Source organism: Streptomyces sp. NPDC005181 (assembly GCF_040608395.1).
In the GTDB taxonomy this organism is placed as follows: Bacteria; Actinomycetota; Actinomycetes; order Streptomycetales; family Streptomycetaceae; genus Streptomyces.
The window spans coordinates 1-14022 of record NZ_JBEXID010000125.1; the positions used below are offsets into that span (position 1 = coordinate 1).

5 protein-coding genes, 2 pseudogenes and 1 riboswitch are annotated in these 14022 nt (G+C 68.9%); of the genes and pseudogenes, 5 read left to right on the forward strand and 2 right to left on the reverse strand.

Going from position 1 to position 14022, the window contains the following annotated elements:
* Nucleotides 1–342 precede the first annotated feature (342 nt).
* Nucleotides 343–2457, forward strand: a complete 2115-nt coding sequence (locus ABZV38_RS36450) for a SpoIIE family protein phosphatase (RefSeq protein WP_356332739.1) — start codon at nucleotides 343–345, stop codon at nucleotides 2455–2457.
* Here the strand turns inward: ABZV38_RS36450 and glyA are convergent.
* Nucleotides 2427–3701, reverse strand: coding sequence for a serine hydroxymethyltransferase (gene glyA, locus ABZV38_RS36455; RefSeq protein WP_356332741.1), 1275 nt, complete (start codon nucleotides 3699–3701; stop codon nucleotides 2427–2429). The two genes, ABZV38_RS36450 and glyA, sit on opposite strands and share 31 nt — an antisense overlap.
* 38 nt (nucleotides 3702–3739) lie before the next feature.
* Nucleotides 3740–3865: riboswitch (ZMP/ZTP riboswitch) on the reverse strand.
* 123 nt (nucleotides 3866–3988) lie between these two features.
* Between glyA and ABZV38_RS36460 the strand changes: the two genes are divergently transcribed.
* Complete coding sequence (locus tag ABZV38_RS36460; RefSeq protein WP_356332742.1) at nucleotides 3989–5614, forward strand: hypothetical protein; 1626 nt, start codon at nucleotides 3989–3991, stop codon at nucleotides 5612–5614.
* Here the strand turns inward: ABZV38_RS36460 and ABZV38_RS36465 are convergent.
* Nucleotides 5589–5915: pseudogene (locus ABZV38_RS36465) on the reverse strand (serine/threonine protein kinase); the annotation flags it as partial. The gene ABZV38_RS36460 and the pseudogene ABZV38_RS36465 sit on opposite strands and share 26 nt — an antisense overlap.
* Before the next feature lie 50 nt (nucleotides 5916–5965).
* On the opposite strand from ABZV38_RS36465, the pseudogene ABZV38_RS36470 reads away from it, so the two are divergent.
* The 3 genes and pseudogenes from ABZV38_RS36470 to pglX all read left to right on the forward strand — a co-directional run.
* A pseudogene (locus ABZV38_RS36470) lies at nucleotides 5966–6228 on the forward strand (DNA-binding protein); the annotation flags it as partial.
* A 329-nt stretch (nucleotides 6229–6557) separates the two neighbouring features.
* Nucleotides 6558–11237, forward strand: coding sequence for a BREX system serine/threonine kinase PglW (gene pglW, locus ABZV38_RS36475; RefSeq protein WP_356332743.1), 4680 nt, complete (start codon nucleotides 6558–6560; stop codon nucleotides 11235–11237).
* Nucleotides 11234–13960, forward strand: a complete 2727-nt coding sequence (gene pglX / locus ABZV38_RS36480) for a BREX-2 system adenine-specific DNA-methyltransferase PglX (RefSeq protein WP_356332744.1) — start codon at nucleotides 11234–11236, stop codon at nucleotides 13958–13960. The genes pglW and pglX overlap by 4 nt, the downstream gene beginning before the upstream one ends.
* The last annotated feature ends 62 nt before the right edge of the window (nucleotides 13961–14022 follow it).

A 14022-nucleotide genomic window follows, 5' to 3' on the forward strand; every position in this document is an offset into this window, starting at 1 on the left:
CGAAGCCCACCGCCGCTGGAACAACATCACCGCCGCCACAACCGCCTGACCAGCAACGATGCCCTACCGATCAAGAACTACAGCTGCCGTGTCTGATCAGGCATTACGCCCGATCGGAGGGCCTGCTGTCGGATATGGGCCGGGCCCGGGTCCCGTCGGCTGGTCCGGCGTGTCGACCGAAGCCTTCCCTTTGATCGCCCCCAGGACCGCGCATCGGCGGTGGAGTGCTGGGTATCGGGTTCGGAGAGACGATGGAGGGGCCGCAGCGAGGCGAAAGGAGCAGGCACGGGCTCGGCCGGACGGAGCTGCCGCCGGGCAGGCGAGCGGAAGGAGTGCCCGGGGATGAGTACGACCGATGCGTTCCTGGCCGGGCTCGGTCGGCCAGGTGCGGCATCCGCACCGAACGGGCTGCTGGATGTGCTGAGCCTGGCTGCGGTGGTACTCGATGACAGCGGGCGGATCGTCTTCTGGAGCCCGCAGGCCGAGGAACTGTTCGGCTATACCGCCCAGGAGGCGCTGGGGGCGTTCGCGGGCCGGCTGCTGGTGGACGAGCAGCACCTGGAGGCGGTGATCGAGCTGTTCGCCCGGGTGATGCAGAGCGGGCAGCGCTGGGCGGGGAGCTTCCCGGTCCTGCACCGGGACGGCAGCACGCGGCTGGTGGAATTTCGCAATATGCGGCTGCAGGACGCCCGGGGGGACTACTACGCGCTGGGCATGGCCACGGACCAGGCGACACTGCAGCGGGTGGAGCGGGATCTGGCGCTGTCCATGCGGCTGGTCTCCCAGTCCCCGATCGGCCTGGGCGTCATGGACACCGAACTGCGGTATGTGCTGGTCAACCCGGTGCTGGCGCGCATCGACGGTCTGGCTGCCGCCGAGCAGATCGGGCGCACCGTCACTGAGGCGCTGCCCTTCGTGAACGAGGATTCCATCGAGTCGGACATGCGCCGGGTCCTGGCCACCGGCATACCGTTGCTGGACCGATTCGTCGTCGGCCGCACCCCGGACGGCGCCGACCAGGACCATGCCTGGTCGGTGTCCTTCTACCGGCTGGAGGACGCCGGCGGGCAGGTGCTCGGACTGGCCACCTCGGTGGTGGACGTCACCGAGCAGCACCGGGCGGCTGCCGACGCCGCCCGGGCGCGGCGCCGACTGGCTCTGGTCGCCGACGCGTCCGTGCGGGTCGGCACCACCCTCGACCTGGAACAGACCGCCCGGGAGCTGGCCGAGGTCTGTGTGCCGCAGATGGCCGACGTGACCACGGTGGATGTCCTCGACAGCATCCTGGACGACCACCGCAACTCCGCGGGTGCGGTCGACGCGGCACGGTTCAGGGCGCTGGCGGTGGTGGCGACCCACCCCACCGTGGCTACTCAGGCCGTCGATCCCACCGGCGACTACGCCCAGTACGACGCCAGCCGTCTGATCACCCAGTGCGTCAACACCCGCCGGCCCGTCCTCAAAGTCGATGTGACCGGCCAGGATCTACGCCACGTCGCCCGGGACGACAACGGCGCAGCGCTGCTGGCCGAAGCCGGAGTGCACTCCTACCTCGCGATCCCGCTGATCGCCCGCGGCGAGGTGATCGGCGCAATGGGCCTCATGCGCGCCGGCAACCCGAGGCCCTTCGACGACGACGACGTCGTCCTGGCCGGGGAGCTGGCCGCCCGCGCGGCGGTATGCATCGACAACGCACGCCTGTTCCAGAGCCAGCGGCACGCCGCCCTGACCCTCCAGCGCAGCCTGCTACCCCAGCGACCGGCCGACCAACCGGGTCTGAGGATCGCCCACCGCTACCAGCCCGCCGGCGCCACCAGCGAGATCGGCGGCGACTGGTTCGACGTCATCCCGCTGACCGACGACAAGACCGCCCTGGTCATCGGCGATGTGATGGGCAGCGGCATCGACGCCGCCGCCACCATGGGCCAGCTGCGCACCGCCACCCGCACGCTGACACAACTCGACCTTGAACCCGCCCACGTCCTGCACTATCTCGACCGGGCTACCGCCGGCATCGAACACACCATCGCCACCTGCGCCTACGCCGTGTTCAACCCCCACACCGGCAGGTGCGACATCTCGCTGGCCGGGCACCTGCCACCCATCCTCATGCGACCGGGGCGCATCCCCGAACTGCTCGACCTGCCCACCGGCGCTCCGCTCGGCGTGGGCGGTGTCCCCTTCAGCACCACTCGCCTAGACCTCGCCCCCGGGGACCAGCTGGTCCTGTACACGGATGGCCTGGTCGAAACCCGCGACCAGGCCATCGACGACCGGCTGGATCTCCTGATGTCCCTGCTGGCGGGCCCGCACCGCGATCTGGAGGAGACCTGCGACCTGCTCCTGCGGGCGCTGCGCCGGCCCGGCGACCACGATGACGTGGCCCTGCTCATCGCCCGGCTGCCCGCCGCGGAGCCCGGAGACCCTCAGACAAGCGGCAGCCCCGGCGCCGGGTAGGCGTCCATCAGGTTCTTCACATCGGCGCGCACCTTGGTGACCGTCGCCTCGTCGCCCGTGCGCGCCGCCTCCACCACCCGGTCGATCCACTCCGCGACCGTGCCCATCGCGGATGCGGGGATCCCGCGTGAGGTCAGGGCCGGGGTGCCGATGCGGATGCCGGACGGGTCGAAGGGCTTGCGGGGGTCGTAGGGCACCGCGTTGTAGTTGACGACGATCCCGGCCCGGTCCAGAGCCTTCGCCGCGATCTTGCCGGGCACGTCCTTGCCGGTGAGGTCGATCAGCAGGAGGTGGTTGTCCGTGCCGCCGGAGACCAGGTCGAAGTCCCGGGACGCCAACTCCTCGCCGAGGGCGCGGGCGTTGGCGACCACCTGGTGGGCGTAGGCGCTGAAGTCGGTGGTTGCGGCTTCCTTGAGGGCTACCGCGATCGCAGCCGTCGTCTGGTTGTGCGGTCCGCCCTGGAGGCCGGGGAAGACTGCGCGGTCGATGGCACGGGCGTGTTCCGCCCGGCTCAGCAGCATCGCGCCGCGCGGGCCGCGCAGGGTCTTGTGGGTGGTGGTGGAGACCACGTCGGCGTGCGGGGCGGGTGAGGGGTGGGCGCCGCCCGCGATCAGGCCGGCGATGTGGGCGATGTCGGCGACCAGGACCGCGCCGACCTCGTGGGCGATCTCGGCGAAGCCGGCGAAGTCGATCGTCCGGGGCACGGCGGTGCCGCCGCAGAAGATCACCTTGGGGCGCTCGGCGCGGGCCAGGTCGCGGACCTCGTCCAGGTCGATCCGGCCGGTGTCGCGCCGGACGCCGTACTGCACCCCGCGGAACCAGGTGCCGGTCGCTGAGACGCCCCAGCCGTGCGTGAGGTGACCACCCATCGGCAGCGACATGCCGAGCACGGTGTCGCCGGGCTCGAGGAACGCCAGGTACACGGCGAGGTTGGCGGGCGAGCCCGAGTACGGCTGCACATTGGCGTGGTCCATGCGGAAGAGGGACGTGGCCCGTTCGACGGCCACCGTCTCCACCTGGTCGATGACCTGCTGGCCCTCGTAGTACCGCTTGCCGGGGTAGCCCTCGGAGTACTTGTTCTGGAGGACCGTGCCGGAGGCCTCCAGCACCGCTGCGGAGACGTAGTTCTCACTCGGAATCAGGCGCAGGGTGTCGGCCTGCAGTTGCTCCTCCGCAGTGACGAGGGCAGCGAGCTCGGGGTCGGTGGCGGAGAGCGCGGGGCGGCGGTTCTCGGGTGTCGTCATGGGATCCTCCCGGGTCTGGCGCATTGCTGCGGCGTGGACCCGGATGCCCAGGCGGACGGCTCTCCGGCGGTGACGCCTCCGGGCAGGCCCGGAGTGTGCCGCTTCCTCGTGGTCGGTTCCACGGAGCATCCCGGTCGGGACGCGCGCCAGTCACGGCGCTTCGAAGTCTACCGACGGACGGGCGTTCCGGGGCGGATGCGCCCTGATTGACACCGTTCGTGGCGGCGAGGATGGTGGTGAAACCGGGCGCGGTCAGGGGTGCCGTGCCCAACGGTTGGGGGGCCGGGATGAGTGGGGACGATCAGGTTTTCCGGCCGGGCTCCGTTCCTCCCCTACCGCCACCGCCTGCCCGTCCGCCCACCGTGGGGCCGCCGCCACCGGGCGCCGCGCTGCGCGCCGTGGCCGCCTGGCTGCTCAATCTCACCGGACTCGGGCTCGGCTATGCGCTGACGGGACGGTGGTTCAGAGCCGTTCTGTGCTGGGGGGCGACGGCCGTGCTGCTGCTCGTGGCACTGCCCGCCGATCCCGGCGGCGTGGCCACGGGTCCGGCAGTCGGGTATGTGGTCGTCGTGGTGGCGGCCGCCGTGGACGGGGCGCGGATCGCACGGCGTACCGCTGTCGGCGGGTCGTGGCGGCCGGTGGTGGCGGCCGGGGCCGGGCTGGTGCTGCTGGCGGTGCCGGCGGGCGGCGTGGTGTTCTACGGCTCAGCGCAGGACGAGGCCGTCGAGCAGATGCTGCTCGACCGGCTGGGCGGGAGCGACCGGACCGTGCGGGACGCCTCGGGCCGGACCTTCGATTCCGCCCGGGCCGACTACCGTTCCGCTCTCGCCGTCTACCGCGATCTCGGTGAGGAGCACGCGGGGTCGAGGGCGGGGAAGCTCGTACCGGAGCGGCTGAACGCGTACTACGAGGCGGTCGCCGCTCCGTACCGGCAGGGCAGGCACTGCGAGGCCGTCGCACCACTGACGTATCTGCGGACCGTGCCCGAGTCGATCGACCCGAAGCTGCTGGGCGACCTCGCCGGCTGGCCCGACGGTCCGCTGGCCACCTCGCTGTACGCGTGCGGGGTGTCGAAGCTGGGCAACTCGGCCGTGGGGTCGCCGGGTGGCGAGCTGGCCGAGCTGCTGCGTACGTTTCCCGGTTCGGCGCAGGCCCGGAAGGTGGGTCCAGCGGTCTCCGAGAAGATCTCGGAGCAGGCCCGGGCGGTGAGCGGAAGCAGTCCCTGCTCGGCCACCGAGACGCTGCGCGGGCTCCGGGCGAGCGTGGCGTCGATGCCGGAGACGTCAGTCTCCGCACGGGCCGGGGAGGCCGACCGGGGGATCGAGAACGGGGCGTACGCCTGCGGGGTGGACCAGTTCAAGAACAAGCAGTTCACCGAGGCGCAGCAGACCCTGACGGAGTTCACCACCACCTACAGGAAGGACAAGCGCAGGGCTCGGGCCCGGGACATCGCCATCGCCGCGGAGATCGCCGGCGACCGGCCGGCGGCGGGCAAGCGGCTGCCGCCGACCGGACGCCCGAGCGGTTCCCGGATGGAACTCGTCATCAGCAATGACGCCCCGAGCGGTGTCGAGATCCTCTACACCGGCCCGGTCACCGGCCGCGTCACGCTCAAGGCGTGCGGCAGTTGCAAGCGGTACGGGACGGAGGTGTCCGGGTCGATGCTCGCCTGCAAGGCCGGCGGCAGGAGCTACCCGAAGGTGCGGTTGCGGCTTCCGGAGGGCGAGTACCACTTCCTGTACAAGCACGGCACGGGCGCGAGCGCGAACGTCGACAGCTACTCGTCCGGGTCGCGCATCAAGTACGGCTACACGTACACGAGCTGTACGTACGTCGTCGAGAGTCCGTACGGGCTCGGCCTGCCCTCACCGACCGAGCCCGTCAGCCTTACGCCCGCGGGTTCCTCTCGATGATCCGGCCGTCGATGTGCGCGGTGAGGAAGGCGCCGCCGCACTCGTCGGAGACGTACACCCGCAACACCGGCTGATCGTTCTGGAACGGCGACGAGGGGTCCACGATCACACAACTGCTGTCGGGCTCGTCGACGTTGAGAGTCTTCTCGGCGGTGCGCAGGAGCTTCGGCAGCGCGTCCCAGTCGATGGTCGTCAGGTCGATGGCCTTGTCGCCCTCCATCAGCTGTCCGCCGCCCGATTCCTCGCGGACCGCCTTGCCGTCACGGTAGGTGAAGCGGTCGTAGAGACGGGAGTTGCTCTTCCAAGCCGAGTGCGACCAACTGCAACGTGCCCGCGAGCAGCAGTCGAACAGTGGGGCGAGCGCCGCGTGACGCGCTCGCCCTCGACATTGAGGAACTGGCCAAAGTGCTTCGCGACCGCGCGGCGACCGGCCGGCTCGCCTTGGCCCGAGCCGCCGCAATAGGAGTGATCACCAGTACGGCCGCCCTCGTCGAAGTCGTGCACCCCCGCATCAAGCGCCCGGCCTCGAATGGACCCTGTCCCGCCTCGTCGTCGAACCGGTCACCGAGCCCGTCGCCCGCCACACCGCCGCGCTCCTCGCCGGCGCCGGACTGCCCGCCATCCGTCCATCCCGTCCCCGCGACCCCCAGCCGGAACTCCAGATTCCGGCTGGGGTGGTCCCATCTCCCTGAAAGAGCGGTGCGCCCTCTCGTTCTGCAGGGCGTCAGGACTGTACGACTGCGGTCATCAAAACAGGCATGGAGTTCGGCCACGCCTGTTGAGTCACCGGTCCGCTTGAGTACCCGCCCGCAATGTTCGACACCGTCCCCGCTGCCACCAGCAGCGGATACGATCGCAACGGGGCATTTGGCTGCCGGCCCGGCACAGCCGGAATGTGGGCAAAGCGTTACAGAACACCATGGAAGCGAAGCGGGGACAACGCATGCGGGAAGGCCGCTGGGAAACGGTCACGGATTCCGAGTTCCCTCATGAGCGTCGGGGTCTTGAAGCCATCCGCGCGGAGCTTCCGGACAACGACCCGTGGCGCGCCTGGTCGAACTTCACCTTCACGGCGAACACCGGTCACGTCCGGGAGGTGGACCTGCTGGTGATCGCTCCCGGCGGCGTCTTTCTGATCGAGCTGAAGGACTGGCACGGCTCCCTGGAGTCCCGCAACGGCAGCTGGCTGCAGACCCAGCCCGGGGGCCGGCAGGTCTCACACGGCAATCCTCTGCACCTGGCGAACAAGAAGGCCAAGGAACTGGCCGGGCTGCTGGAGCGCAAGGGCGAGCGGGTGTGGGTCTCGGAGGCGGTCTGTTTCACCGACTCCTCCTTGAAGATCAGGCTTCCCGCCCACGACCAGCACGGCGTGCATACCGTTCCCCAGCTCCTGGCGATGCTGAAGGAGCCCCCGCACTTCGAGCAGCGGCGGATCGACGCCCCCCGGTCGCGCAGGATCGCTGCGGCCCTGGGCCGGGTCGGTATCGCACGCAGTGACGCCGAGTACAAGGTCGGTCCGTATCTCCTGAACCGGAAGTCTTTCGATTCCGGCCCCACCTGGGCGGACTATCTGGCCCGGCACAGCGATCTGCCGGAGGCGGCCCGGATCCGGGTCTACCTGCGCGAGCGGGGTTCGGACGCCGAGCTGCGGGCCTCGGTGGAGCGTACGGCGCGGCGTGAGGCGGCGGTCCTGCGGCGCTTCCGGCACCCGGGGGTCGTGCAGCTGAAGCAGTACGACCCGTCCGGGCATTCCGCCGGGCCTGCGTTGATCTTCGACTACGATCCGCGGACCTTGCGCCTGGACGAGTATCTGGCCCAGTACGGCGAGAAGTTGGACATCCTGAGCCGGATGGCGCTGGTGCGGCAGCTGGCCGAGACGGTGCGTTCGGCGCACGGCAGGCGCATCTATCACCGCAGCCTGGCCGCGCGTGCGATCCATCTGATGCCGCGTGCCCGGGGCGGCGCGGCGGGTTCGGACAGCGAGGATGCCGGTTGGCTCAATCCGTATCTGCAGATCTCCGACTGGCAGGTTGCCGTCCAGCGCGGTTCCGAGCATGCCGGCCGGAGCGGCGGGGATCGGCTCGCACCGACCACGTTCTCGCGGGCGGGTGCGCATATCGCCGAGGGTGCGGACCCGTATCTCGCTCCCGAACTGACCGCGCTCAAGGCCGATCCTGTCGCCCTGGACGTGTACGGGCTCGGGGTACTCACCTACCTTCTGGCCACCGGCAAGGCCCCGGCCGCCAGTCAGGCCGAGCTGCTGGCCCGTTTCGAGGCGGGCGAGGGGCTGCGCCCCAGTGCGGTGGTCGACGGTCTTTCGGAGTACATCGACGAGCTGGTGCAGGCTGCCACTGCCTACAGCGTCGCCGACCGGCTGTCGTCGGTGGACGACTTCCTGGAGATGCTGGAGGTCGTCGAGGACGACCTGACCGAGCCCACTGCCGTTGAGCCCGCGCCTGCGACCTTGATCGAGAAGGACCCCCTGGACGCGGTCGCGGGCGATGTGCTGGCCGGCCGCTGGGAGGTCAGGCGCCGGCTCGGGACGGGCTCGACGAGCCGCGCGTTCCTGGTACGGGATCTGACGGCCGGGCCCGAGGTCCGTCTCTCGAAGTCGCTGGTGGTGCTGAAGGTGGCACTGTCGGACAGCCGGGGCGAGGTGCTGACCCGCGAGGCCGAGGTGATGGGTCGGCTGCGCCCCGATTCGCGGATCATCCGGCTCGTCGAGCCGGAGCCGCAGCGCATCGGGGGCCGCACGGTCCTCGTCATGGAGTACGTGGGCGACGAACGCGCCGCCGACGCGGAACCCACCGCTCCTGGCGTGACGAAAAACCGCCGCCGCGAGGAAACCGTCGCCCGACAGCTCCGCGAGTTCGGCCGCCTGTCGGTCGACCAGCTGGAGGCCTACGGGGACTATCTGTTCGGTGCAGTGGACTTCCTTGAAGGGGAGGGCGTCTGGCATCGCGACATCAAGCCGGACAACATCGCGATCCGTATCCGCCCGAACCGCACCCGCGAGCTGGTGCTGATCGACTTCTCGCTCGCCGGTTATCCGGTGAAGGAGACCGGCGCGGGCACGGACGGCTATCTGGACCCGTTCATTGGCACGCTCACCGACCGTTCGGTGTACGACGGGCACGCCGAGCGGTACGCGCTGGCGGTCACGCTCCACGAGATGGCGTCGCGCGAGCTGCCGGTGTGGGGCGACGGCAAGGTGTCACCGCGCCAGACCGACACACAGCAGGAGCCGTATCCCAGGATCGCGGGCGACGCCTTCGACCCGGCGGTCAAGGACGGTCTGCTCGCGTTCTTCCGCCAGGCTCTGCACCGGGACGCGTCCCAGCGCTTCCGCGATCTCAAGCCCATGCGGGACGCCTGGAAGAAGATCTTCCTGGCGATGGACGAGGCGAAGCCGTCGTCGCGCCGCTCACGGCATACGGCTCCGGCCGAGGCGGAGGCAGCAGTCGCGGCCTCGGACGCCCCGATCTCGGACGCCGAGGAGGAGACCGCCGACCGGCAGCGTGACCGGCAGGCTGCGCAGGCGGACCGCACGACCCCGGTGTCGGCATCGGGTCTGAGCCCGGCGGCGGAGTCGTTCGTCTACGGCCTGCACGTCAACACGGTCGGCGAGCTCCTCGACTACAGCCAGCGCCAGTTGGTGAACGCTCCCGGCCTCGGCGCAAAGACCCGCAAAGAGGTCCTGGGCCGGATCAAGGAGTGGCGCCAGCAGCTCGCCGAGCGCCCGGCCGCGCCTCTCACGCCCGAGGGCCGCAAGGAGGCGAAGGCCGAACTCTCGGCCGCCGAGGCGGCGGTCGCGGGCGCCATGGCCGAGGCCGGTGGCGGTGGTTCGCTCCCGGAGCGTGCGCTGCGCGGTGTCAGCCTGGACGCCCTGGCGACGGTCTTCGTACCGGAGCTGAAGAAGGACGGGACCAACCGCAACGAGTGCGAGATGGTGCGGCTGCTGCTGCGCCTGCCCAACGAGCAGGGCGAGTTGCCCACCGAGGTCGGTGTCTGGCCGAGGCAGAAGGATGTCGCCGACGCGCTCCACCTGTCGGCGGGCCGGATCCCGCAGATGCTGAAGACGCAGCGCATCCGCTGGAAGAAGCACCCGACGGTACAGGCGCTGCGCGCCGAGATCCTGGAACTCCTGCACACCATGGGCCGGCTCGCATCAGCAGCAGAGATCGCGGACGCCCTCGCGGTGCGCCGCGGCACCCAGCTCCAGGAACGCGAACAGCGCCGGGCGCTGGCCCTGGCGGCGGTCCGTGCGGTGGTGGAGGTCGAACAACTCGTCCCGCAGGAGGCCGAGTTCCGGCACGCGCCGAACCGGGACGCGGCCGACGAGGGCATGGGCGCGGGACTGCTGGCCCTGGAGGTCGGCGAGGACGACGCACCCCAGACCCCGTCCGCACCGGGGTTGCTGGACTACGCGCAGAAGCTGGGCAAGGTCGCGGACCGGCTGGCGAAGCTGGACACGCTGCCGACCGCGGCGACGGTTCTGGCGGAACTCAGCGCGATACCCACGCCGAGTGCGGTCGTGGAGTGGGACGAGCGCCGTCTGGTGGAGGTCGCGGCCGCGGCCGCGCGAAACGCTGCGGCGACGCCCCGGCTGGAGATCTACCCACGGAAGCTGCCGCTGGTACGGGCCCTGCGCCTGACCCAGGCCGGACTCGTGCGGATGATCCCGGGCGTGGCGGAGGCCGATCAGCCGGGGCTGACCGGTGCCGATGTGCACGAGCGGGTACGAGCGCGCTTCCCCGAGCTGCTGAACGAACGAGGCGGGCACGCGCTGCCGACCGCCGGGCCGCTGACGAAGGCACTGCGGGACGCCGGATTCGACCTGGTCCTGTCCACCCGCGAGAGCACCCGGACGTTGCGCTACCTGCCGCGAAAGACTGACCTCGCCTCCAGCTTCCTCTCCTCGGACGGGCGGCGGCAGGCGACCGGCACGATCGCCGCGCACCGCTACTCCGACGATCCGCAGCTCGCGGGCGCGGTGGCGGCCGAGGAGCGGTTGTCGGCCTCGGCCCGCCGGGACGGCTTCCGGGTGCTGACGGTACGGACCGGGCTGGCGAACAATGCGGTACGGGAGTTGGTGGGCGACCGGTTCGACGCCGGGGCGGTCTCGGTGACCGAACTGTTCCTGAGCGCCCTGCATGAGCTGGTCGACGCACGTCCCAAGCCGACTTGGGAGACGATCCTGCGGGCGGATGTGGCGCCTCCCGGTTCGAAGGGCGCCATGAAGTTCGCGGAGTACGCGCGCACGGCGTGGGGTGTGGTGGAGCCCCGGGTGGGCGAGCTGCTGTCGGCCCCGGGCCCCTTGGCGCCGGTGCTATTGACGGATGCCGGGGCGTTCGCCCGGTACGACGCGATGGGGGTCCTGGACCGGCTGGCCGAGCGCGCGAGGGGTGGCGGGCGGGGCCTGTGGCTGTTGTGCCCACAGAGCGACCCGGCGCGGCCGCCGCGGTTGGCGACGACGGCTGTGCCGTACCAGGCGGGGCTGGGCGAGTGGGTCGTGTTGCCGGACTCCTGGGCGTCGAACGCCCACCGGGCCGGCGAGTTGGGCATATGGGGGCGGCGCGGTATGCCGACGGTGAACGTGACAAGGGGAGACCAGCAGAAGTGATCGACCGCACGGCGCTCAAGACGGACCTGATCAAACAGGTCAAGGCGGTCGAGGTGGACCTCGGCAAGCAGGTCGCGGAGGGCGAGAAGGTCCTCAAGCCGCTGCGCACGGAGTACGTGAAGGCGGGCACGGCAGTTGTCCCGCCGGACGAGGCCCCGCAGTGGGAAGCCTGGCTGGAGGGCCGGCTGGCCGAGCTGTCTGCGGAGCGCGCGGAGACGGTGCGTGCGGCGGAGGCGGTCGCGGGCCGGCTGCGGGCGGAGTACGACGAGGCGCGGGGACTGGGGCGTACGGCGGCGACGTGGAACGCGTGGCTGGACGAGCGGGTCACGCAGGTCGCCGTGGCGTGGGTGCTGGGCACGGTGTTCGTACGGTTCTGCGAGGACAACCGGTTGATCCCGGAGCCGTATCTGACGGGTGCGGATGCCGAGCGGCGCGACCTCGCGGAGGCGCGGTTCGCTCAGTACGTGGAGGAGACCGAGGACCCCACGTACCGGGGATGGTTGGAGCGTGCCTTCGCCGAGCTGGGCGCGGGGCAGGCGGGGAAGCTGCTGTTCGATGCGCGGCGCAATCCGCTGTACCAGATCCCGTTGTCGCACGACGGGGCGCGGGCGTTGGTGGAGTTCTGGCGGGAGCGGGGTGAGGGGGAAGGCGGCGCCCTGGTCCTGGTTCACGACTTCACGGACCCGCTGAACGCGGACGGTACGGAGGGCTGGGACACCCGGTTCTTGGGTGACCTGTACCAGGACCTGTCCGAGGCGGCCCGGAAGACGTATGCGCTGCTCCAGACCCCGGAGTTCGTGGAGGAGTTCATCCTCGACCGGACGATGGACCCGGTCGTACGGGAGATGGGCGGCCGGTTCGGCGAACTTAAGATGATCGACCCGACGTGCGGGTCGGGGCACTTCGTGCTGGGCGCGTTCCGGAGGATGGTGCGGCTGTCGGCGGAGCGCCAGCCTGGGCAGGACGTGCACGAGCGGGTGCGGGATGCGCTGAACTCGGTGCACGGGGTGGACATCAACCCGTTCGCGGTGGCTATTGCGCGGTTCCGGTTGCTGTTGGCTGCGATGGCTGCGGCGAATGTACGGACGCTGGCGGAGGCGGGGCGGTGGGATTGGCCGGTGCATCTGGCGGTGGGCGATTCGCTCATCAAGAACCGGCAGCTCGAACTTGAGCTCATCGACGAGGAGTCCGGGGACCCGCTCGTGGAGTTTGCTTATGCGACGGAGGATGTACAGCAGCATACGAGGATTCTTGAACCGGGGCGGTACGACGTGGTGGTTGGGAACCCGCCCTACATCACGATCAAAGACAAGAAACTCAAAGAGACCTACAAGGAACTTTACAAGTCTTCCACTAGGCAGTATCAGCTAACCGTCCCGTTCGCTGAACGTTTCTTCGAGCTATCAAAAATTGGAACAAAGGACGGCCAAGGATTCGGACGCGTAGGACAGATTACCTCTAACGGATTCATGAAACGAGAGTTCGGAAAAAAGCTGATTGAAGAATTCTTCGCACACAAGGTTGAACTTACAGAGATCATCGACACATCCGGCGCATACATCCCTGGCCACGGAACACCTACTGTCATTCTAATTGGACAGAGGAAACCTTACGCCAAGTCGACTACAGTTCGAACCGTGCTCGGAGTTCGCGGCGAGCCTGGAGTGCCGGAGGATCCAGCATCAGGGTTTGTCTGGCAAGCAATTGTCGACCAAATTGATCGACCCGAATCAGAAAGCACGTGGGTATCCAGCACAGACACGCTGCGAACCAAACTGTCGAAACACCCCTGGAGCATGTCCGGCGGCGGAGCCGCCGACCTTCGCGACCAGATCGAAGCCCCGGAGAGGTCCCGCCTCTTGAAGAATGTCATCGCCGACTGGGGCAACATGCTGAACACGCGTGAGGACGACGCATACGTGACCAGAGGGGCAGCACAGCGAGCCGGGTTGCCCCGACTCTTGACACGCCGCCTAGTCGAGGGAGCCGACATTCGCGACTGGGCCCCTCAGAGAGAGGTGGAAGTTGTATTCCCGTACAGCGACCTGGGAGGCCATCGCGAGCTAGCAGAAGGCGAACTCAAGATCCTCTGGCCATCAAAGAGGCTACTGGATATCAGAAAATCCCTCTCCGGAACACAGGAGGAAAGAGGGATCCCCTGGTACGAGTATTCCTCCTTCACCCCTAAACGTTACAGCGTCGAAGAATCAATTGTATTTACCTTGGTGTCAACCCATCCGCACTTCTTGATTCGCCGCACCAATGAGATTTACTCCCAAGCCGCAACCGTGATCAATCTGGACGTTGAAGCAGGAATTTCCCCACGGGATCTTCTTGGTGTGCTGAATAGTTCCACCGCCTGCTTTTGGCTTAAGATGGTGAGTCACGACAAAGGGATTCGCGGCGAGGGCGGCGGCTTCACTAGCGACGACTGGGAACGCTTCTATGAGTTCACAGGAACGAAACTCCGGGAGTTCCCTCTCCCTATCACCTACCCCACCGCCACCGCCACCGCGATAGACGAACTCGCGCGAAACCTCGACAAAACTAGCCCATCCGGCTTGACCGCCACTCCCACCGCCTCCTCCCTCGACGAAGCCCGCAACAAGTGGCACTCCATCCGCACCCAGATGATCGCCCTCCAAGAAGAGCTGGACTGGCAGGTCTACTCCCTCTACAAGCTGCACTCCGACCTGAGTTCCACAGTTGGCGGTGCCGACTAGGGCACGAATATGTAGGTTGACCTGCGGATATGCCTGTGGGCACGCCGAAGTGGCGTGTCACT